Below are 21,381 nucleotides of genomic sequence, written 5' to 3'. Positions count from 1 at the left end.
CTTTCCGCAGGACGGCAGGACCCCCGCCGCACGAAGTGCGCAGCGGGGGTCCTGCCATGTCCGAGGACGATTTGGGGGCAAAGCCCCTGGCCTCCCCGGCGGGTATAAGGTACGGCGACTACAGGTATTCGATCTGGGCGCCTTCCGTGTCGCACGTCAGAATATGCGTCTCACACTTGGGGAACTGCTCACGCAGCTTGACCTGCAGGAACTTCGCCACGATGGTATCGTCGGTTACGGCCATGAGGGTCGAGCCGGAGCCACTGATCCAGATGGTCTTGGCGCCGCCGTTAAGGCAGGTGTCGCGCACGGCGTTGTAGTCGGGAATCAGGCGACGGCGATACGGCTCTTGGATGCGGTCGTCATTGGCGGCGGCAATCAGATCCAGGTCGCCGGTCTCCAGGCCGCGCGTCATGCCGGCGATGCGGCCCATTTGCCATACGGCGGTGGAGAGTGGAATCTCCTGCGGCACGACCTTGCGCGCCTCACTCGTGTGTACCTCGTAGGGCGGAATCACGGTAATAAAACGCAGGCGATCGCTCACCTCGTAGCGCAGGCACTGGGGGAGCGAATCGGTCGGCGTAAAGGAACAGACGGCGCCGCCCAGGATAGCGGGGGCGACGTTGTCGGGATGGCCCTCGACCTCGGTGGCGATGCGGACGAGCTCGGCGCGGTCGACGGTGTGGCCCGTCAGCGCGGCGGCTGCCATGATGCCCGCGACGACGCAGGTGGAGCTGGAACCCAGGCCGCGGGCGACGGGTACATCGGTCTGAATGTCGATGGCAACGGGAAAAGCCGGCTCGCCCCATGCGGCCAGCGCATCCACAAAGCTCACGTAGACTAGGTTGTTCTCGTTTTGGAACTCCTCGGGGCAACCCGTGATGGTGAGCTTGTCGGCGCGCTCAAAGGTGAAGTGTGAGTAGAGGCTGACGGCCATGCCGAGGGTGTCGTAGCCGATGCCTAGGTTTGCGCTGGTGGCGGGGACGGTGATCTTGATCATGGGAATCTCCTGGGCGGTCTGCCTGTTTAGTTCGCTGCTCGGGCAGTCCTGGCTCGCTCGGAAAGCACATTAAGTGCTTTCCGGCTCGTGCGGAACTCGCGACGAACTAAACAGGCAGACCCGCATGTCAGTTCGTCATCATCCCGGTGGGTTTCTGATAAAAGAAGGTGCGCCGGCTTTCGCCGGCGCTTAATAAGGGGTTTAGTTGGTGCTCATTCGTTTTGCTGCAGACTCGACGTAGCTTGCCATCTCATCGACGTCGCAGACGTCTTCAAAGCGGACGGGCTTGGACTCGAGCTCGGCAAGTTGTGCCGGGGCGACCGTATCGGTGGCCTGCTCGAGCACACGCATAGCCTCAAAATCATCCTCGGGAACGTCGAGGCCCAGAGCGTCGCAGCAGGCGCGCGGGAACTTGTAGGGGCTGGCGGTCGAAAGCAGCACGCGGGCCTTGGCGCCCTCGGCGGGGGTGACTTTTTCAAAGACGTGATAGCCGCAGGCGGTGTGCGGGTCAATCACGTAGCCGTTTGCGTCCCAGCAGCTCTTGATGGCAGTGCGAACCTCGGCCTCGCTGGCCCAGCCGCAGCCAAAGATGCTCTGAATCTTTGCCAGCAGGTCGGCGGGAACTTCGTAGCGACCAGTCTGTGCCAGCTGCTCCATAAGGCCGGCAACGAGCTCGCAGTCGCCGTCGGACAAGAAGTAGAGCATGCGCTCCAGGTTGGAGCTAATAAGGATGTCCATCGACGGCGAGATGGTCGTGAAGAACGGGCGGTTACGGTCGTAAACGCCGGTGGTCAGGAAGTCGGCAAGCACGTTGTTCTTGTCGCTCGCCACGACGAGCTTGGCGACGGGCAGACCCATGCACTTGGCGTAGTAGCCGGCCAAGATATCGCCAAAGTTGCCGGTGGGCACACAGAACTCTACGGCGTCGCCAGCCTCGATAGCGCCGGCGCGCAGCAGTTGCGCATAGGCGGCAAAGTAGTAGACAACCTGCGGCACCAGGCGGCCGACGTTGATGGAGTTGGCACTCGAAAGCACAGTGCCGGCGGCTTCCAGGCGCTCGGCAAGCTCCTTATCGGCAAAGATGCGCTTGACGGCACTCTGGGCATCGTCGAAGTTGCCGCGGATGCCGCAGACGGCGACGTTATCGCCCTCCTGCGTGGACATCTGCAGATTCTGCACGCGGCTGACTTTGCCTTCGGGATAAAAGACGGTGATGCCCGTGCCCGGGGCGTCGGCAAAGCCGGCGAGTGCTGCCTTGCCCGTGTCGCCCGACGTGGCGGTGACGATCATGATGCGCTCGGCGCCGCCGTCCTTGGCGGAAGTGCGGGCCATCAGACGGGGGAGCATCTGCAGGGCGACGTCCTTGAAGGCGCTTGTGGGGCCGCCAAAGAGCTCCATCACATAGGTTTGAGGGACGTCAGCGCCCGGTGCGGCGTCGAGTTTGACGAGCGGCGTGACCTCTTCGCTCGCGAACGTGCCGCGGTATGCCTCATTCACACAGGCCGAAATTTCTTCGGTCGTGTAATCATTCAGTAACATTCCCAACACATCTTGAGCGATTTCAAAGTACGATTTATCTGCAAGCGAGCTGATATCGAGTTGCTGGGTGCCCAGCTCGTCCGAGACAAACAAACCCCCGTCGGGAGCGATGCCGGTACGGATTGCCACCTTACTTGAGCACGATAAAGTGCGTCCTCGTGTACTATGATAAGTTCCCATATAACACTGCTCCTCGGATGCCTTGGTCCCAATCGGTGAAACCATGGTATCAGAGCGCGCAAAATAGGTTCGCAGAGGCTTTTTAGAAAGGTAACCTCCAGCCCATGATTAAGATTGCCAAGTTTGGCGGCTCGTCGGTCGCCGACGCCGAACACTTTAAGAAGATCAAGGCCATTGTCGATGCCGACCCGGCCCGCCGTTTTGTGGTGGTTTCTGCCTGCGGTCGCCGCTTTAAGGGCGATACCAAGGTGACCGACCTGCTCTACTTGGTTAACGCACACGTTAAGTACCACGTGTCGTGCGAGGAGCTGCTCGAGGACATTGGCCAGCGCTATTTTGATATCGCTGACGAGCTGGAGCTCACCTATCCCATCCGCGAGGAGTTCGCGGCCTTTGCCGAGCGCGCCCGTTCCGGTGGCTACTCCACCGAGGAACTCGTGAGCCGCGGCGAGTACTTTACCGCCCGTCTGATGGCCGAGTACCTGGGCCTGCCGTTCCTGGATGCCGCGACGGTCGTGGCGTTCCATCATGACGGTACGCTCAGCATGAACCGCACCGCCGAGCTGGTGCAGGAGTACGGCCAGCAGGGCGGCTTTGTTATGCCCGGTTTCTACGGCGCGACGCGTGAGGGGCAGATCAAGCTGCTCGACCGTGGTGGCGGCGATATTTCCGGCTCGATTCTGGCCAAGTGCCTTGGTGCCGACCTGTACGAGAACTGGACCGACGTCTCGGGCTTCTATTCTGCCGATCCTCGCATTGTGCCCGAGGCTCAGCCCATCGCCCGCGTTACCTACGAGGAGCTGCGCGAGCTTTCGTACATGGGCGCGAGCGTCCTGCACGAGGAGGCCGTGTTCCCCGTGCGCGAGGCCGGTATTCCGCTAGTCATCAAGAACACCAACGCGCCGCAGGACCCTGGCACCATCATTAGCGAGACGGCCGACGAGGGCGAGGCGGAACCCATCATTACCGGCGTGACCGGCAAGCGCGGCTTTGTCGCCATCAACGTTGCCCGCGACCGCACCAAGCCCCGCGTCGGCTTTATGCGCCGTGCGCTTTCGGTCTTCGAGCGCTATGACGTTTCCGTCGAGCACATGCCCACCGGTGTCGACCGCTTTGGCGCCGTGGTGCAGGAGCAGGACGTTCACGATTCGCTGTACTCGCTCGTGGGCGACATTCAGCAGGAGGTCGAGCCGCTCGAGATCGAGGTTGTCGAGGGTCTGGCACTTATCGCGACCGTCGGCCGTAACCTGCGCGGCCGCGCAGGTATCTCGGGCCATCTGTTTGGCATGCTTGGTCAGGCCGGCGTGAGCGTACGTATGATTTCGCAGAGCTGCGACGAGATCAACATCATTATCGGCGTAGAGGAGAAGGACTTCGATCTGGCGATTCGGACCATTTACCGCGCCTTCTCCGACGAGAACGGCATTGTGAAGGTCTCCGACCTGGAGGCTCCCGTGCCGGTCGATCCCGCCCCGGCCGCGCTCTACAAGTAGCTGCTATCCCAGTAGATTTTTGGGACTTGCCTCAAAAACTACGGCGGGGCGTTTCGTTTCGGTTTCGTTTCGACGGGGCGGGTTTTGTATCCGCCCCGTTCTTGTATACACTGGCAACAATAATCGGCCTGCTCGGCGTGCGGGCAAAAGCCACAACCTTTAAAGGGGGAAGCATGAAACAGTACACGGTTGCTATTTTGGGCGCGACGGGAGCCGTGGGCACCCAGATGCTCGAGTGCCTCAACGAGCAGGAGTTCCCGGTCGGCAAGCTCAAGCTGTTGGCAAGTGCACGCTCCGCGGGCAAGACCGTTGAGTTCCACGGCGAGCAGATCGTGATCGAAGAGGCTTGCCCCGAGGCCTTTGAGGGCTGCGACATCGTACTCGGCGCTGCCGGTGACGATATCGCCAAGGAGCTGCTGCCCGAGGCCGTCAAGCGCGGCGCCGTCGTGGTCGACAACAGCCACGCCTTCCGCATGGATCCCGAGGTGCCGCTGGTTGTGCCCGAGATCAATGCCGACGACATCAAGTGGCATCACGGCCTTATCGCCAACCCCAACTGCGCGACCATCATCGGCCTAGTTCCTACGTGGCCGCTGCATCAGCTCGCCGGCGTGAAGCGCATGATCGTCTCGACGTACCAGGCGGCTTCGGGCGCTGGCGCTCCCGGTATGGCTGAGCTCGAGGCTCAGCTGGTCGCCCTGGGCCGCGGCGAGGAGATTCCCGAGCCGCGCGCCTTTGCCGCCCAGCTCGCGAGCAACCTGATTCCGCAGATTGGCGGTGTCAAGGAGGAGGGCTTTACCTCCGAGGAGATGAAGCTGCAAAACGAGGGCCGCAAGATCATGCATCTGCCCGAGCTGCGCGTGAACTGCACCTGCGTGCGCGTGCCCGTGCTGCGTTCGCACTCCGAGAGCATTACGCTCGAGTTTGAGCGCGACATTACGGTTGAGGAGGCCCGTGCTGCGCTGGCTGCCGCTCCGGGCGTGAAGCTGGTTGACGATATGAGCGCCGAGGATGCGCACGATCGCTTCCCCATGCCGATGGATACGTCCGACCAGGACCTGATTTGGGTCGGCCGCGTGCGCCGCGACATCTCGAACCCTGAGGCCGCGCGCGGCATCACCTTCTGGTGCTGCGGCGACCAAATCCGTAAGGGCGCGGCAACCAACGCCGTCCAGATCGCTAAGCTGCTCTGCGAGTAGTGTGACCTATCCGGCGGGGGCCGGGCTTGGTTTTCAGAACGTCCTCGACCATGTGTGGCGCCTTGTCCTGCTCCTTCGGAGCCGCGGACAAGGCGCCACACTGGTCTGCGGAGTGTTCTGAAAACCAAGCCCGGCCCCCGCCTGCGGTGACTCGGCTGCGAGCGGCCTGCGATGGGGTCGTTGTTGGTTGGGGCCGCTGGGCTGATGTGGGGGCACGTGGCCGTTGCAGGCCCTGGTCCCGGCGGCGGCCCCGGCGCTTCGCGCCTGCCGCCTTGGGGGACTTTGGGGCGCGGCCGGCAGCTGTGGCGCGTTGCGCCTGCTGCCTGCGGGGACTTTGGGGTCGTGCGGCAGCTGCGGCGCTGTCGCGCTTGCTGCCTTGGGTGACTTTGGGGTCGATTGGGGTTGTCTGCACAATTCGCGGTATTATGTTGCGGAGTTTTGAAAGGAGCCGCTGGTGGTCACGACGACATTTGCCTCGCCTTTGGGCGAAATCTTGCTTGCCGCTGATGGCCGCGGTCTGACGGGGCTTTGGTTTGAGGGGCAGGAGCACTTTGGTTCCACGCTTCTCCGGGAAGACTCCGAACATGTTGAAGGCGCCGACGCGGTTTCCGGTACCGGTGGAATATCTTTGGTGAATCCCGCAAATGGTGCGGCCTCCTCGGTGCTCGAGCGTTCTTGGGCTTGGTTGAATGCTTATTTTGCAGGGCAGGAGCCTCGGTATACGCCGCCGTTGCATTTGATTGGCACGGCGTTTCAGCGTGAAGTCTGGTACGAGCTGCTTTCTATCCCGCGTGGCGAGGTCGCTACGTATGGCGAGATCGCCCAGCGTGTTGCCGCCCGCCATCGGGTGCCGGGGAACGAGGCACCCGTTGTATCTCCCCGTGCTGTGGGGGCTGCGGTCGCGCGTAATCCCATTTCGATTATCGTGCCGTGCCATCGCGTAGTTGCCGCCGATGGTTCGCTCAACGGATATGCCGGCGGGCTTGACCGCAAGGAGTGGCTGCTTCGGCTTGAGGGCGCGTACGAGGAATAGCGCTCGAACGCTTTGCATAACTAGGACGCCGCGAAAGGACGAGCCTCCGTCCTTCTACGGCCGGCATGCGTCCAGACGCTTGGCATCTGCGCTTTAAGTTTGGCTAAGCCATATCTTGCGTATTTGAAAACGCGCAGGTTGAGCCGCTAGGGCTGTGCTAAGGCAGCTTTCGGTGCGCTATTATCGGCAGTATCGAAACCTGTATTTCCATGCGCCAAAGGAGCAACTATGAAGCTGATGCTTGCCGAGGACGAACCTGGTCTCTCCCGCGCCCTCACCGCGATTCTTCAACATAGCGACTACGAGGTCGACACCGCCCTCGACGGCTTGACGGCGCTCGAGAATCTACTCACCAACGATTACGACGCCGCAATCCTGGACATCATGATGCCCGGCATGGACGGCATCGAGGTGCTCAAGCGTACACGCGCCGCCGGAAAGCGACTGCCCATCATCATGCTCACGGCAAAAAGCGAGGTGTCCGATAAGGTCGAGGGCCTGGATGCCGGTGCCAACGATTACCTGACCAAGCCGTTTGCCGCCAAGGAACTGCTTGCGCGTATTCGTGCCATGACGCGTGCCGCGACGGCAATTGACGCCACGACGCTCAGCGTGGGTAACGTGCGCCTCGACACGGCGGCTTGCACGCTTGTGGGACCTTTGGGCGAGGAGCACCTGGCCAATCGCGAGTTTCAGCTTATGGAACTCTTTATGCGCAACGCCGGCACGCGCATGCCCACTGAACGTCTGATGCTCGAGGTTTGGGGTGAGGACGCGCCCGAAGGCGCCAACGTGGTGTGGGTTTATATCTCGTACCTGCGCAAAAAGCTGACGGCGCTTGGTGCCAACGTTGCCATCCGCGCGTCGCGCAACCAGGGATATTCGCTCGAGGTTGTCGAGGAAGGAGAACGGGCGTGAGCGTGCGCACGTGGTGCAAGCGCATGGCGGCGAAGCTCGGCATGGGTGTGGGCTCGGGTAATCCGGGGCGCGCCGATGCTGCCAGTGCAATGGGCCGTCGCCTGCGTCGTAAGTTCATCCTCGTTGCCATGGGCGCTGTGACCGTGGTGCTCACGCTCATCATCGCTGGCATCAACATTGTCAATTATTCGCATGTTTGCAAGATGGCCGATGCACGACTGGACTATATCCTGGCAGGCAAGGATGGCATTGATGGGGAGGGCGAGCCTAAGACCGGTCCCGGTCAGGATGCGGTTGCCGGCAAGGTTGCTACCGGTAACCGGGCGGCCGTTCGCGATGTGCATTTTGAAGGCATGACGGCGGAGTCTCCCTTCGACACGCGCTACTTTACGGTGTCGATTGCCGGCGGGCAGGTGACCGATGTCAACACGGCCCGCATTGCCGCGGTAGGTGCCAAGCGTGCCGCCCGCATCGCTGCAGGACTATATTCCAAGGGTTGGACTTCGGGCTTTTCTGGCAACTACCGTTATACGGCTACGGTTCAGGGCGACAAGACAACCTATGTGTTCGTGGACTGTTCGCGCGAGCTTGCAAGTTTCCATTCGTTTTTGAGCGCGAGTGTGGCAATCAGCTGCATTGGCTGGCTGGCGGTGCTGGCAATTGTAACGGTCGCCTCGGGTGCGGTGATTCGGCCGATGGTCGAGAGTTATAGCAAACAGAAGCGCTTCATTACCGATGCAAGCCACGAGATCAAAACGCCGCTGGCCGTGATTGACGCCGCCAACGAGGTCCAAGAGATCGAGAGCGGCGAGAGCGAGTGGACGCAGAGCATTCACGAGCAGGTCGCGCGGCTGACGGCGCTCACGGAGCGTCTGGTGTTCCTGGCGCGTATGGACGAGGGTTCGGCCGGCTTTACTATGGCGACGATTGATCTTTCGGAGGCCGTGGACACGGCTGCGACGCCATTTGAATCGGTGGCGGTTTCGCGCGGAAAGCGGCTGTCGACGTCGATCGCGAGCGGTGTGCGGGCCCATGCCGATGCCGCGGCAGTGGCGCAGGTTGTTGAGCTGCTGCTGGACAACGCCACACGCTACGCAAGCGAGGACAGCGTGATCGAGCTGAGCCTGCGTGCCGTTTCGCGCGGTGCGGGCAAAGGCTCGGCCGAGCTTGTCGTATCGAATGCTGTTGATGAGCTGCCCGAGGGCGACCTGGACCGGCTGTTCGACCGCTTCTATCGTGCGGACGTGTCGCGCAGCTCCAAGACAGGTGGCTCGGGCGTGGGGCTGTCCGTCGTGCGCGCCATCGCCGAAGCCCATGGCGGATCAGCCACCGTATCCGGCCACGATCATCAGATCACCTTCACCGTCCGCCTCTAAGACCTGCCAAAAAGGGACAGGTTTATTTTGGCAGGTTTTATCTGTGCAGACGGCAGCGGAGGCTGGCGGTGATCGGCGCCATGAACGCCACCGACCCAAATAAACGCACCTCTAACTGCTAAAATATGGACATCGTTGTTCGGCTCCCGAAGGAAAGGAGACGGTCATGCAGTACGAGATCGGCGGAGGGGCTTTCCCGGTTGTTACGTGCAACCTTAGCGACGGCGAATCCATGATCACCGAAAGCGGTGCCATGGTCTGGATGACCCCCAACATGGAGATGTCCACCTCGGGCGGTGGTATAGGCAAGATGTTCTCTAAGGCTTTTTCGGGTGAGGCGTTGTTCCAAAACATTTGGACCGCGCACGGCGATGGCATGATTGCGTTTGGCTCTTGCTTCCCCGGCCGCATTATACCGATCGAGATTGGCCCTGGTAAGAGCTGGATTTTGCAGAAGCGTTCGTTCCTTGCCGCGGAAAGTGGTGTTGAGCTGAGCATCCACTTTAACAAGAAGGCAAAGACCGGCGTCTTTGGCGGCGAGGGTTTTATCATGCAAAAGCTCACGGGCTCGGGTATTGCCTTTGCCGAGATCGACGGCGACCTAGTTGAGTACGAGCTTGCTGCTGGCCAGCAAATGATTGTAGATACCGGCAACGTGGCCGGCTTTGAGGAGACGGTGAGCATCGACGCGCAGATGGTCAAGGGCGTCAAAAACATCATGTTTGGCGGTGAAGGCGTGTTCAACACTGTGCTCACCGGTCCGGGGCGCATCTGGCTGCAGACAATGCCCATTTCCAATCTTGCGGCAGCAGTGGCTTCGATGACCAACAACAATAACTAATCGTGTATAGGATGACGCGCGCGGCGGGCCCGGCCTGTCGTGCGCGTTTTTTGGTGGCAAACGCCCTGTTTATCGGGTGCGGCTGTGCTCCTGCAGGGCGTAGATCGATTTGTCCATGTTGAACAGATAAGCCACAACGCAGACGATGAAGAACATCGGCAGATTACCGAAACCGAAGACCTCGCAGCCAATGAGGATCGGCGCGAGTAGCGTGTTGGTGGCGCTGCCAAAGACGGCGGCGTATCCCAGCGCGGCGCAGAGCTCGACGGGCATGCCGAGAATCCCGGCGAGTACGACACCAAGGCTGGCTCCGATGGAGAACAGCGGCGTCACCTCGCCACCCTGATATCCTGCGGAAAGCGTGGCGATGGTGAGTACGAATTTGAGCGCCCAGTCCCAAGGCATGATCGACGCCTCGCCGTTGTCACCCAGTGCCGCGGATATCAGGTTGGTGCCAAGGCCGCAGTATCGCCCCTGCCACAGCGCGAACAGAATCGCCGACAGCGCAAGGCCCATAACGGCAACGCGTATGTAAGGGCTGGGGAGCAGCCGCGCTGCAAGGGTCTTGGCATGGGCAAGGCACCAGGCAAAAGCTCCACCTACCATACCAAACGCGATACCCAACAGCGCCAGTCGTCCAAGACCGGGGAGGTCGAGCGCATACGAGGCGGTAATGGCGACCTCGAACTTCTCGAGTCCCAGAGCGCCGGAGGTCATGCTTGCGGCAAGCGAAGCCGTAAGCGCGGGAAACAGCGCGCGGTATTCCATGCGTCCTGCGACCAGTACTTCGATTGCAAAGACCGTGGCGGCGAGGGGCGTTCGGAAGAGTCCGGCAAAGCCGGCGGCCATGCCGATAAGCAAAAACGTGTTGCCGGGGTCTCGGAAAGGTAGACGTCGGCCGATCCAATGCGAGACGGTTGCGCCGATCTGCACGGCTACGCCTTCTCGTCCCGCGCTGCCGCCAAAGAGATGCGTGGCCCACGTGCTCAGCATAATGAGCGGCACCAAACGTGGGGAGATGGCGTCCTCGCGTCCGTGGCCTACGTCGAACACCAGACTCATGCCGCGGTCGGTGCCCTTGCCCCAGGTGCGGTAGGCAAACACGATGGCAAGGCCCGCAAGAGCGAGAAAGGGGAGCAGCAACGCGACGTGCGAGTCCCGGAAGGCGCCAATTGCCAGGAGCACACGACCAAAAAGGGCACAGATGGCGCCAACGATAACGCCGATAGGGATTCCGACGGCGCCCATGAGCACGAGACCGCTATAGGTGTTGACCAGGCGTTTAATCCTGCTCGATGCGCTGCTTTCTGACATTTTGCTTTCCGACACTTGCTCTCTTGATAGAAAAAGAGCTGGAGTTGCGCATCGTTGAGAGGCTTTCCAGCTTTAGCAAAACAAACTTATAAGATGCGACGGGCCGCGTCAAGATAATTACCGGACGGCCTAGGAGGCGGCTGGTTGGCTGGCTTAAAACCTAGCGCGTGAAATGACGCCCCACGCTATTCAGCGCGCTTGATAGGATGACGAACCACGGTCTTAAGTTTCTCCGGTGCGCATTTGCGTGGATCGGAGAGATAGATTTCGTGATGTAAACGGGTGTCTGAGAAGTCGGGAACATAGCCCAGCTCGGTCGTGTATCCATGCATAGCGTCTACGGTCGCCGGTTCGTTGTCGTAGGGCCCGGTGTGCATACATTGAACGCAGAGACCCTCGTCAACTTTAAGCAGTTCGACGGCGGAAAAGTCCAGTTTCTTTTTGGTCGTGGCTTCCGCGACTGCCCAGCCAAAGTCATCTCGGGTGACGAAATCGGGCAGGCGGATGCACGAGATAAAGTTGAAATTGTCCTTGCGTACATAATCGATGTCGCCGCTCGGGGACTCTTGCCACCAGAAACCCTCGAGCGGCGGTACCACAAAGTCGAAATAGCCCTCGATACTCCTTGAGCCTTTCTTCGACATCTTGACGGTATAGGCGATGCCGTAAAGTAGCGGCAGGGCGTTTTGATACTCGCCACCTTCGGTATTTGGGTCACCCTTTCCGCGAACGGCAACGTAGCTCATAGGCGGGACAGTTACGATACTCGGCTTGCTTGCAGGTTTGTAGAGCTCCTTGCATTCCTTCTTAAAGTCGAACGCCATGTTGGCCGCCTTTCTGCGTATTGGCCTGCTTAGATAGTTGAATCATATCATAGAAACGAACAACTGTTCGAATGATTTGGCTGACAGATTGAGATGCGTGCGTTGTGTTTGGCGGTCGGCCTGACCCCGTTGATGATTTCTCGGCCTCCCCGGCGCCCTATCTATAGCTGCCGTTTCCCCATATAAAACCTGCCAAAATAAACCTGTCCCTTTTTGGTAGGTGGGAAATGGGTAATACTAAAGAGTTATCCGACCAGATGGGAATTAATCGATGGCCTATATCGAATTCAAAGACGTCATCAAGGCATACGGCGAGGGCGATGCCCGCATCCACGCGCTCGACGGCGCGAGCTTTACGGTCGAGCGCGGCGAGCTCGCCATCATTTTGGGTGCTTCGGGTGCCGGCAAGACCACGGCCCTCAACATTCTGGGCGGCATGGACACGGCAACTTCTGGCACCGTGACGGTGGACGGGCGTGACGTGAGCTCTGCCAACGAGGCTCAGCTTGTGGAATACCGTCGCGCTGACGTCGGCTTTGTCTTTCAGTTCTACAATCTGGTCCCTAACCTGACGGCGCTTGAGAACGTCGAACTCGCGGCGCAGATCTGCCCCGATTCGCTCGATGCCGAGCAAACGCTTCGCCAGGTTGGCCTGGGCGACCGCCTCGCTAACTTTCCGGCGCAGCTTTCGGGCGGCGAGCAGCAGCGCGTATCCATCGCCCGCGCGCTGGCTAAGAACCCCAAGCTGCTTTTGTGCGACGAGCCCACGGGCGCGCTTGACTACAAAACCGGCAAGCAGATCTTGCAGTTGCTACAGGACACTTGCCGCAAGCAAGGCATTACGGTCATCATCATCACCCACAACTCTGCGCTGGCGCCCATGGCCGATCGCCTGATTCGCTTTAAGAATGGTCGCGTGGAGAGCGAGACGGTCCAGCAAAATCCCGTGCCTATCGAGACGATCGAGTGGTAGCGCCCATGGACCAGGACCGCCAAAACAGCCAGCGCCGCGACGCGCAGAACACGGAGCGCGAGCAGGATTTTACGACCTACCGCACCGCCCAAAGCTCAAACGATATGGTGCCGACGGTTTTTCGCCGTGGCATCTACCGTACAATCCGAGGCAGTCTTAAGCGCTTCTTGTCCATCGTGGTCATCACCGCGCTCGGTGTGAGCGTGATGTGCGGCCTCAAAGCGGGGTGCGAGGACCTGTGCGATTCGGTTGACGCTTACTTTGACCAGCAGAATGTTTATGACATCAACGTGCAGTCGACCTATGGTCTGACCGATGACGATCTTGCTGCCATTCAAGAGGTCGATGGCGTCGAGACGGCCGAGGGCATCTACACCGAGACCGCCTACACCGCCGTGGGTACAACGCGCGAGCGCGTGGTCGTGCAGAGCCTTTCCAAAGAGAACATTGACCAACCGGTGCTAGTACGCGGCGAGCTGCCCGAGACTTCGGGCGAAGTGGCAGTGACCTCACGTTTTTTGAAGGCTTCGGGCAAGAAAATCGGCGATACGGTGAGCTTTGCCGCCAACGATGCGAGCTCGTCGAACCAAAGCGCCAAGGACCAGTTTGCCGATGGAGACTATACCATCACGGCCGAGGTTCTCGATCCCACCGACGTGAGCTCCGACTCGACAGTCAACGCCTTTCGCGCTGCTTCGACTGCGGACTACAAGTTCTACGTGAGCGAGGATGCCGCGACATCTTCTTCCTACTCCGCTGTCCACGTGGTCGTCGAGGGAGCCAAGAGCCTCAACTCCTATTCGGATGCCTACTCGGCAAAGATCAATGAGGTCAAGGGCAATATCGAGAAGATCCGCGAGGAGCGTGAGAAGGCGCGCGCCCAGGAGCTGACGGTCGACACACCGGCGAGCTTGGACGCAGCTGAGCGTCAGGCGAATATGGTCTTTGGGATCGAGCAGGACAACATCAATCGCATGGCCGAGGGCAGCGACGAGCGTGCGCAGGCGCAAGCCGACCTGGACCAGCGCCGTGCCGCCGCCGACCAGCAGTTTGCCGATGCCCGCGCCGAGCTCTCTGACCTGGGCGAATGTACCTGGTACATCCAGGACCGCGGCAATATCGCAAGCTACTCGAGCGTCGAGAGCGATAGTTCTTCGATCGAGGCCATCGCCACGGTGTTCCCGTTCATCTTCTTTATCGTCGCCGTGCTTATCAGCCTCACCACCGCCACCCGCATGGTCGAGGAGGAGCGCACGCTTATTGGCCTGTACAAGGCGCTCGGCTATTCACGCGGGCGTATCCTGTCCAAATATGTGGACTACTCGCTGTGGGCGTGTCTGATCGGTGGCGTGCTCGGCAATATCATCGGATTTGTGGGTCTGCCGCTGTTCTTGTTTACGGTGTTCGACGACATGTACTCGCTGCCCCAGATGCTGCTTTCGTACGATATCGTGTCCTCAATTGTCTCGGTGGCGCTGTTTGCCGTGGGCGTGGTGGGCGCCACGATTATCGCCTGCCGCCACGAGATGGCCGAGACCCCGGCCTCGCTCATGCGCCCCAAGGCCCCGCGCGCCGGCTCGCGCATCTTGCTCGAGCGCATCGGCTTTATCTGGCGCCGCATGGGCTTTTTGAACAAGGTGGCAGCGCGTAACCTGTTCCGCTATAAAAAGCGCGCCTTTATGACCATCTTTGGCATTGCGGGCTGCACGGCGCTTGTGATTTGCGGCATGGGCATTCGTGATACGTCGGTCGCGCTGTCGCCCAAGCAGTACGGGCATATCACGCGCTATGACTTGCTGGCGGTCGCCAATCCCGACGATTTTTCGCAGACGTGCGCGGCATTGGATGAGCGCAGCACGGCCAATGATTCCAACGTGACGGTGACCTCGACCCTGCCGATTGTGACCGACAACGTCACCTTTACGTTTGGCGGCAAGAGCGAGACTGTGCAGCTCATCGTGATTCCCGACGACCGCACGGGTGACTTGGGCGATTACGTGCGCCTGGAGGATGAGTCCAAAGAACCGCTCGCCCTCCGTGACGGAGACGTGTATTTGAGCAAGAGCTCTCAGCTGGTGCTGGGGATCAAGCCGGGTGACACGGCTCACGTCCAGGATTCGTCGCTCAATGTTGCCAAGGTCAAAGTCAGCGACATCTCGCTCAACTATCTAGGCAACACGCTTTACATGACGCAGGGCACCTATGAGCGCGCGTTCGGTCGAAGTGCACGCCTTAACGGCGTTTTTGTGCTGCTTAAGGGTTCGTCGGCCGACCAGATTGCGTTTAGCAAGAATCTTAAGAGTGACGGTTGGCTTACGATTTCGAGTACGGCCGAGCATTGGGAAAACTATGAGGCGAACTTTACGATTATCAATTCGGTCGTGGTGCTCGTGACCTTTATGGCGGCGTGCCTGTCGTTTGTGGTGGTGTTTACGCTGTCTAATACGAATATTTCGGAGCGCGAACGCGAGCTGGCGACCATCAAGGTGCTGGGCTTCCGCCGTGGCGAGGTTCACCATTACGTTAACAAGGAGACGTTGATCCTCACGGCGATCGGAGCCACGCTGGGCGTACCGCTGGGCGGCTTGCTGGCCGAGAGTTTTACGTACATTTTGCAGATGCCGTCGCTGTACTTTGACGTCGAGGTCGAGCCGCTAAGCTACGTGCTCGCCGTGGTGCTTTCCTTTGGCTTTACGTTTATCGTCAACCTCGCCACCAACCGTACCCTCAACAAGATTGACATGGTCGGTGCCCTCAAGAGTGCCGAGTAACCTGCCAAAAAGGGACAGGTTTATTTTGGCAGGTTTTATCTGGGCAAACGCCGGGCACCTACGAGCGACCCGGCGTTTGTTGCTTTGCTATCTTTTGCCCGCAGGCGTGGATGAGAGGCTCTCTTTAGCCTTCGAGATTGGGCTTGAATGGGTCGTATGCCACAAAACGGGCCTATCTACTACGTTTAATTGGATACCCTCAACCATGCCGGGAAAACGAAAAATAAAACCGCAGGTAGAAGGCCTGTCGATTTTCGAAAAAGGCGGTCATGGTTGGCCCCATCGAGTTAAACGTAGTAGATGGCCCCTTTTCGTGGCGCGCGGTCAGCTCAATGCTAATCTCCGTGCCGGAACTGACCCAGTTGTTTGTAAGTTGCGGTGATATACGGACTGTTTGGCGCTTTGGAGCTTCAAAACAGTCCCTATCTCACCGCAACTTAGGAGAAGGGCGGGGGTGGTTGGGTGCTGGTGGGTCGGAGCGTGTTAGGCCTGTTTGCGGTGCTTCCATTGTTTGCGGCACCAGCGCATGAGCGCCTTTATGACGGGAATCGTGATGAGGATGATCCATGCAGGATGGGGCTGTCCCAAACAGAGCCACATGTAGAGGAACCAAGCGATGGCGGCTGCCGGGTAGATGGCCTCGATCAGCTTAGACAGGTGGCGCCGATCGATGAAGTCACCAATCGCGTAGTAGACGGGAACCAGAAAGACGAGGAAAAGCCCCATGCCCCATGTGCCGTAGACAATGCCGAGCACCAGATAGGCGAGAGTGACAAGTGCGGGGAAGGGGAATTTGTTCCATGCACGTCCGACCTTGGTGTGGAAATGCTTGCCATGATGGTCGAGCTTGTCGTGTGCTTCCTTCCAGCTGGAAAACGTCTCGCCGTCGATGGTGACGGTGCCGTCGTCATTGGTGCGTACGCTATGTCCATCGTCCTCAAGCGTATCGATATGCACGCCGTCCGGCCCCACATGCACCTCTTCGCCCTTGCGCTCGTTGGTCACATGGATGCCGCTCCAACCAACATGGACTTCCTCGCCTTTATTGGGATCAATGACGTGGATACCGCGCGCGAGGGAAATATCGACAAGTGGCTTATCGCTGCAATCAGCGTGCTCAGTAGAAGCCTCAGCCTCTTCAGCCTTATCTGAAGCTTTGGTGCCGGCGTTGCTGTTCTGTGCCTCATCATCAGCCTGTGAGTCATCAGCGCTAGCCACCGCCTCCCCATACAGCAGCTCATCCAGCGACACGCCATACAGCGCGGCGAGCGCAATAAGGTTATCGGTATCGGGCGAGGATTCGCTGCGCTCCCATTTACTAACAGCCTGGCGGCTTACGCCCAGCTGGGCAGCAAGCGCCTCCTGAGAAAGGCCGGCAGCTTTACGGCGATCGACGAGGCGCTGTGCCATCGCAAGATCCATGGTGGTTCCTTTCGTTTGATGGTCGAATCGAATGAGCCGAGTATGCCGAGAACAACCGGTAGCGACCACCATTTCTAGTTAGAATCTGCCCCAACCCTACCGCAACTACCGGTAGCAATCCCTAACGACCAGCCATTTCAGGACAAATGTCAGTGCAAGTAGCAGCCAAGAGCCCCCACTCAGTAAGTTGCGGTGGAATAGTTTTTGGATTCAGCCATTTGCGGACTAAGCAGGAACTATTTCACCGCAACTGAATTTCAGACCAGGCACCCGCAGCAAGAAGACGAATAGCCCCGGCGAGTATGTAAACGCAGGGCCCTCCGACCCCGCCCGACGATTTCGATTGGCGACCTTTGACGGAGTCAAGGGAGGAGCCAAATCGAAATACGTCGGGCGGGGTCGGAGGGCCCGATGGGGTGGATTCCAGCCGAGGTTATTCGTCGCCGAAGCTGATGCCCAACGCCTTGGCCTCGCGCACCAGATCGCTCTGGGGGTCGACATACTTGAGCTTGCCGGCGACATCCTCGAGTGGCATGTGGCACATCTTGCCGTCGCGCAGGGCAATCATGTAGCCGAACTCGCCGCGCAGGCAGCCGAGCGCTGCCTCGACGCCGCACTGGGTCGCAAAGATGCGATCCTGGGCGTCGGGCTGACCACCGCGCTGCGTGTGACCGGGGATGGCGACGCGGGTCTCGCGACCAGTCTTGGCCTCGATCTCCTTGGCGATGTCGTACACGATTGACGGGCTCGTGCGCTCGGCGAGCTTCTTCTTGTACTCCTTCTTGGACAGCGCCGCGTCCTCCTTGGAGATAGCGCCCTCGGCGACGGCCACGATGGTAAAGCGGCTGCCGGTCTCCATACGATGCTCGATGGTCTTGATGACGTTGTCCATGTCGTAGGGGATCTCGGGAATCAAGATGACATCCGCGCCGCCCGCGACGCCGGCGTACAGCGGAATCCAGCCAACCTTGTGGCCCATGATCTCGATGACGAACACGCGCCCGTGACTCGACGCGGTAGTGTGGATGTCGTCGATGCACTTGGTGGCGACGTCGATGGCGCTTGTAAAACCAAACGTCATCTCGGTGCCCCAGGTGTCGTTATCGATGGTCTTGGGCAGGGCGATAACGTTGAGGCCCTCTTCGCGCAGGCGGTTGGCGGTCTTGGTGGAGCCGTTGCCGCCCAGCATAAACAGGCAGTCGAGCTGCAGCTTATGATAGGTATGGACCATCGCGGGCACCTTCTCGACGCCGTCAGCCTCGGGAATATCCAAGCGCTTGAACGGCGTGCGGCTCGTGCCCAGGATGGTGCCGCCGCGGGTGAGGATGCCGCTAAAATCGGCGGGCGTCATGACACGGAATCTGCTGTAGATAAGGCCCTGGTAGCCGTCCTCAAAACCATAAATCTCGATAGGCTCTTCGCTATTGGTCATAAGCGTTTTGACGATGCCGCGCATGGTGGCGTTGAGTGCCTGGCAGTCGCCGCCACTGGTAAGAAGACCGATCCTAAGCATGATGAATCCTTCCGGGCAAGTTATAACATGCGCATAAGTTTACCCCCGCACACTGTTGGTACGGGGGTAAAACGTGTTAGCTCAAGCGTGTAGAAATGTAAACAACGTCAGGCGAGCGTAAGGTCGACGGGCCTGGCTCCTTACAGTGCGAAGGCGTCGACGTCGCCCCAGCGGCGGCGCAGCGTAATAGCGGCGGCTGGTTCGGTATTGTCAAAGACGACCGACCATTGCGTATTGCTGGTGATGTCTTCCGGATTGGGCTCTTGCGCTGCGGCGCGCAGAGCTTCCCAGACAATCGTTTCGTCCTGGGCACCGACATGGGCGTCAAGGACATCGGCGATTGCGGCGGCGCGCTCTTTACCATGGCCCAGCTCGCCATTCTTTTGGTTGGGCAGCACTTCGTCGTCATAGCAGGCGTAGAAGTTCGTAACCTGGCGTACAGGAGTCGCTTTGAAAGCGCGGTCCGGATCGCGCGGATCCCACTCTACTACGCGCGCGTCACCGGCGGCGTCGTTGATAAAGAAGTGGTAATCGCGTCCTGCCATGGCGTGCATGTCGTAGGCAGAAAGCAGATCGACAGCTTCTTGCGTGGTGGCGGCACAGTCGAGCACCAGACGGATGGCGAGCGAGGTGTTGATGACGGGGCGTTGCGTGTCCTGGTCACAGGGCTTGGAATCCAGGGTGAGTACGGCAATGGACACGCCGCATTCGTTAACACCGTCGAGCTGGGCAAACGGGCCCATCAACGCCGCGGCGCGTCCGGCGACGGAGTCAAGCGGAGTGTTATCGCCCAGGTTGTTAAGGGCGGCAAGCCCGATGGAGGCATAGCCGCCGCGTGGGTGATTGCGCACCAGCAGCGCCGAGGTGTCGTCCTTAAAGTCGTAATTGCGACCGGTGCGCACGCGGCCTTCGGCATCTACGGCGACAAAAGCGCTGCAGGCAAACTGGGGCGCCTGGACATGTGCCGGCACACCGGGCAGCACCTGCGCCACCACGGCATCGATGTAGGCCTGGTCGTCGCGCACGCCAGCGGCGATGATGCGGTCAAGATCGTAGTCGTAGGCGATGTCGATTGCGTACAGGTCATAGCCATCCGCGTAGCCGGTCAAGCGTTTGAGCGACGCGGCGGACTTGATTTGCTTGTGATAAACGATGCCGGTGGCAGCGGCAAGGCCGACGGCGACTCCCGCGACACCGCAGGCGATGGCAATGTTACGTGGCTTCATGACGGCTCCTTTCGTCCTGTTAGCGCAATTGTCGCAAAAGGAGCGCGCGCATGATGACTCAACTTGGTGAGCGGCGCGGAATTAAGCACGGAATGAAGAGTGCGGCGCTGACGTGGCGGGGTATGCTGGAGGGGACCATCAACCCAGTGAAAGGGGAGAGCATGACGGATCAGGAAACGCCCGAGCGCGCGCATGTGACGGCCGATGATATCGAGGCCGCCAACGACCTTATCGACTTTATCGAGGCATGCCCCAGCATGTTCCATACGGCGGCGACCGTTATGGCCGAGCTCGACGAGGCGGGCTTTACCTACCTGCCCGAGAACGCGGCATGGGATATCGAGCCGGGCGGTCGCTATTACACGCAGCGCAACACCTCGAGCGTTATCGCCTTTAAGGTGGGCGAGGACCTGGCCGCAACGTGGGGCGAGGACGGCGTTGCCGGCGACTATCATTTTCAGCTCACAGCGTCGCACAGCGATTCTCCGACGTTTAAGGTCAAGTCCGTGCCCGAGCTCGACGGCGCGGGCGAGACGCTGCGCCTGAACACCGAGGCCTACGGCGGCATGATCGACTACACCTGGTTCGATCGCCCGCTGGCACTTGCGGGCCGCGTGCTGGTGCGCGAGGGCGACCGTATCGAGAGCCGCTTGCTCGCTACCGAGCGCGAAGTTGCCATCATTCCGAGCCTTGCCATCCATATGAACCGTGGCGTCAACGAGGGCTTTGCTCCCAACCGAGCCGTTGACCTATGCCCGCTCATCAGCGCTGGTGACCTTAAGCAGGGCGACTTTGACGCCCTGATCGCCGACGAGCTGGACGTTGAGCCCGAGCAGATTTTGGGCCGCGATCTGTTCCTGGTCAATCGTCAGGATGCGCGCATTTGGGGCTGGGCCGACGAGTTTATCTCGACGCCCAAGCTCGACGACCTGGCCTGCGCCTACACCTCGCTGCAGGCATTTTTGGGTGCCGAGAACGCGCACGACGTGTCGGTCTTTTGCTGCTTTGATAATGAGGAGGTTGGCTCCGAGACCAAGCAGGGCGCCATGTCGACGTTCTTGGCCGACGCGCTGCGCCGCATTAACGGCTCGCTGGGCTTTGACGACGAGTCGTACCACCGTGCGCTTGCCGCTTCGATGCTCGTGAGCTGCGACAACGCGCATGCCGTGCACCCCAACCACGCCGAGAAGTGCGACGCCCGCAACCAGGTGGTGCTCAACGGCGGCATCGTCATCAAGGAGGCAGCCAACCAGCACTATTGCACCGATGCCTTTAGCCGCGCGGTGTTCCAGGCTATCTGCGATGACGCCGACGTGCCCACGCAGGCCTTCGCCAACAAGAGCGACATGGCCGGCGGTTCTACCCTGGGCAACCTGTCGAACATGCAGGCGAGCATGCATGCCGTGGACGTGGGCCTGCCGCAGCTTGCCATGCACTCGAGCTACGAGACCGGCGGCGTGCGCGACGTGATGTACGCCATCCGCGCCCTCACCGCCTTCTACGAGCGCAACCTAACCATCAACGGCGCCGAAAGCGTAGAGTTCTAAACCTGCCAAAAAGGGATGTTAATTTTGGCATGTTTTATCTGGGCAAATGCAAAGGGTGAAACCGAGCTAGATCGGTGATGCGTAGCCGCCGAGGCGCAATGTGCCTCGGCGGTTTTTTGTGTACAGAGTACGGCTAATGCTTATAAATGCTATACATGCTTTACGTATCTACCATAGAGTTTTATGATAGTTTTGAAGTATTAAGGAGGGGT

At 59.9% G+C, this 21,381-nt stretch carries 16 protein-coding genes; 9 read left to right on the top strand and 7 right to left on the bottom strand.

Features of this window, described 5'->3' with window-relative positions; genetic code table 11:
- Positions 1–118: 118 nt before the first annotated feature.
- Together thrB and thrC are read right to left on the bottom strand one after the other, a co-directional pair.
- Complete coding sequence (gene thrB, locus DXD48_RS02580) at positions 119–1,000, bottom strand: homoserine kinase (protein ID WP_117563865.1); 882 nt, start codon at positions 998–1,000, stop codon at positions 119–121.
- A 201-nt stretch (positions 1,001–1,201) separates the two neighbouring features.
- Positions 1,202–2,719 (bottom strand): threonine synthase, encoded by a 1,518-nt coding sequence (gene thrC, locus DXD48_RS02575; protein WP_117563864.1) that lies wholly within the window; start codon positions 2,717–2,719, stop codon positions 1,202–1,204.
- A 104-nt stretch (positions 2,720–2,823) separates the two neighbouring features.
- Here thrC and DXD48_RS02570 point away from each other — a divergent pair, with 104 nt between their 5' ends.
- The 6 genes from DXD48_RS02570 to DXD48_RS02545 all read left to right on the top strand — a co-directional run bounded on the left by DXD48_RS02570 (position 2,824) and on the right by DXD48_RS02545 (position 9,579).
- A complete protein-coding gene (locus DXD48_RS02570) occupies positions 2,824–4,212 on the top strand; it encodes an aspartate kinase (RefSeq protein WP_117563863.1) in 1,389 nt (462 codons plus the stop codon).
- Positions 4,213–4,385: 173 nt separating this feature from the next.
- Positions 4,386–5,411, top strand: a complete 1,026-nt coding sequence (locus DXD48_RS02565; protein WP_117563862.1) for an aspartate-semialdehyde dehydrogenase — start codon at positions 4,386–4,388, stop codon at positions 5,409–5,411.
- A 454-nt stretch (positions 5,412–5,865) separates the two neighbouring features.
- Positions 5,866–6,444, top strand: a complete 579-nt coding sequence (locus DXD48_RS02560; protein WP_233506764.1) for a methylated-DNA--[protein]-cysteine S-methyltransferase — start codon at positions 5,866–5,868, stop codon at positions 6,442–6,444.
- 228 nt (positions 6,445–6,672) lie between these two features.
- Entirely contained in the window at positions 6,673–7,362 is a 690-nt protein-coding gene (locus DXD48_RS02555) for a response regulator transcription factor (protein WP_117563860.1), read from the top strand.
- The gene (locus DXD48_RS02550; protein ID WP_117563859.1) at positions 7,359–8,738 is read left to right on the top strand and encodes a sensor histidine kinase KdpD; all 1,380 of its coding nucleotides are present in this window, start codon (positions 7,359–7,361) and stop codon (positions 8,736–8,738) included. The genes DXD48_RS02555 and DXD48_RS02550 overlap by 4 nt, the downstream gene beginning before the upstream one ends.
- Positions 8,739–8,904: 166 nt before the next feature.
- Positions 8,905–9,579, top strand: a complete 675-nt coding sequence (locus DXD48_RS02545) for a TIGR00266 family protein (protein ID WP_089572342.1) — start codon at positions 8,905–8,907, stop codon at positions 9,577–9,579.
- Between the two features lie 69 nt (positions 9,580–9,648).
- Here DXD48_RS02545 and DXD48_RS02540 read toward each other — a convergent pair whose 3' ends face one another.
- Together DXD48_RS02540 and DXD48_RS02535 are read right to left on the bottom strand one after the other, a co-directional pair.
- On the bottom strand, positions 9,649–10,893 hold the full coding sequence (locus DXD48_RS02540) for a chloride channel protein (RefSeq protein WP_117563858.1): 1,245 nt from the start codon (positions 10,891–10,893) through the stop codon (positions 9,649–9,651).
- 185 nt (positions 10,894–11,078) lie between these two features.
- Entirely contained in the window at positions 11,079–11,717 is a 639-nt protein-coding gene (locus DXD48_RS02535; RefSeq protein WP_117563857.1) for a GyrI-like domain-containing protein, read from the bottom strand.
- Between the two features lie 271 nt (positions 11,718–11,988).
- Here DXD48_RS02535 and DXD48_RS02530 point away from each other — a divergent pair, with 271 nt between their 5' ends.
- Entirely contained in the window at positions 11,989–12,690 is a 702-nt protein-coding gene (locus DXD48_RS02530; protein WP_117563856.1) for an ABC transporter ATP-binding protein, read from the top strand.
- A gap of 5 nt (positions 12,691–12,695) precedes the next feature.
- Entirely contained in the window at positions 12,696–15,461 is a 2,766-nt protein-coding gene (locus DXD48_RS02525) for an FtsX-like permease family protein (RefSeq protein WP_233514956.1), read from the top strand.
- A gap of 483 nt (positions 15,462–15,944) precedes the next feature.
- Here DXD48_RS02525 and DXD48_RS02520 read toward each other — a convergent pair whose 3' ends face one another.
- The 3 genes from DXD48_RS02520 to DXD48_RS02510 all read right to left on the bottom strand — a co-directional run bounded on the left by DXD48_RS02520 (position 15,945) and on the right by DXD48_RS02510 (position 19,622).
- A complete protein-coding gene (locus DXD48_RS02520) occupies positions 15,945–16,883 on the bottom strand; it encodes a helix-turn-helix domain-containing protein (protein WP_117563855.1) in 939 nt (312 codons plus the stop codon).
- A gap of 433 nt (positions 16,884–17,316) precedes the next feature.
- Positions 17,317–18,396 (bottom strand): 6-phosphofructokinase, encoded by a 1,080-nt coding sequence (locus DXD48_RS02515; RefSeq protein ID WP_117563854.1) that lies wholly within the window; start codon positions 18,394–18,396, stop codon positions 17,317–17,319.
- Between the two features lie 140 nt (positions 18,397–18,536).
- A complete protein-coding gene (locus DXD48_RS02510; protein WP_117563853.1) occupies positions 18,537–19,622 on the bottom strand; it encodes a carcinine hydrolase/isopenicillin-N N-acyltransferase family protein in 1,086 nt (361 codons plus the stop codon).
- A gap of 161 nt (positions 19,623–19,783) precedes the next feature.
- Between DXD48_RS02510 and DXD48_RS02505 the strand changes: the two genes are divergently transcribed.
- Complete coding sequence (locus DXD48_RS02505) at positions 19,784–21,169, top strand: M18 family aminopeptidase (protein WP_233514955.1); 1,386 nt, start codon at positions 19,784–19,786, stop codon at positions 21,167–21,169.
- Positions 21,170–21,381 lie beyond the last annotated feature (212 nt).

Origin of the sequence: Collinsella sp. TM05-37, assembly GCF_003436455.1 — a bacterium.
In the GTDB taxonomy this organism is placed as follows: domain Bacteria; phylum Actinomycetota; class Coriobacteriia; order Coriobacteriales; family Coriobacteriaceae; genus Collinsella.
Note: the sequence above shows the minus strand (reverse complement) of the source record. Positions and strands in the feature narration are given on the sequence as shown.

What these genes read in the sequence shown, in the direction of transcription:
- thrB (WP_117563865.1), bottom strand. Translation starts at nt 1,000, where the DNA reads ATGATCAAGATCACCGTCCCCGCCACCAGCGCAAACCTAGGCATCGGC.
- thrC (WP_117563864.1), bottom strand. Translation starts at nt 2,719, where the DNA reads ATGGGAACTTATCATAGTACACGAGGACGCACTTTATCGTGCTCAAGT.
- DXD48_RS02570 (WP_117563863.1), top strand. Translation starts at nt 2,824, where the DNA reads ATGATTAAGATTGCCAAGTTTGGCGGCTCGTCGGTCGCCGACGCCGAA.
- DXD48_RS02565 (WP_117563862.1), top strand. Translation starts at nt 4,386, where the DNA reads ATGAAACAGTACACGGTTGCTATTTTGGGCGCGACGGGAGCCGTGGGC.
- DXD48_RS02555 (WP_117563860.1), top strand. Translation starts at nt 6,673, where the DNA reads ATGAAGCTGATGCTTGCCGAGGACGAACCTGGTCTCTCCCGCGCCCTC.
- DXD48_RS02545 (WP_089572342.1), top strand. Translation starts at nt 8,905, where the DNA reads ATGCAGTACGAGATCGGCGGAGGGGCTTTCCCGGTTGTTACGTGCAAC.
- DXD48_RS02540 (WP_117563858.1), bottom strand. Translation starts at nt 10,893, where the DNA reads ATGTCAGAAAGCAGCGCATCGAGCAGGATTAAACGCCTGGTCAACACC.
- DXD48_RS02535 (WP_117563857.1), bottom strand. Translation starts at nt 11,717, where the DNA reads ATGGCGTTCGACTTTAAGAAGGAATGCAAGGAGCTCTACAAACCTGCA.
- DXD48_RS02530 (WP_117563856.1), top strand. Translation starts at nt 11,989, where the DNA reads ATGGCCTATATCGAATTCAAAGACGTCATCAAGGCATACGGCGAGGGC.
- DXD48_RS02525 (WP_233514956.1), top strand. Translation starts at nt 12,696, where the DNA reads ATGGACCAGGACCGCCAAAACAGCCAGCGCCGCGACGCGCAGAACACG.
- DXD48_RS02520 (WP_117563855.1), bottom strand. Translation starts at nt 16,883, where the DNA reads ATGGATCTTGCGATGGCACAGCGCCTCGTCGATCGCCGTAAAGCTGCC.
- DXD48_RS02515 (WP_117563854.1), bottom strand. Translation starts at nt 18,396, where the DNA reads ATGCTTAGGATCGGTCTTCTTACCAGTGGCGGCGACTGCCAGGCACTC.
- DXD48_RS02510 (WP_117563853.1), bottom strand. Translation starts at nt 19,622, where the DNA reads ATGAAGCCACGTAACATTGCCATCGCCTGCGGTGTCGCGGGAGTCGCC.
- DXD48_RS02505 (WP_233514955.1), top strand. Translation starts at nt 19,784, where the DNA reads ATGACGGATCAGGAAACGCCCGAGCGCGCGCATGTGACGGCCGATGAT.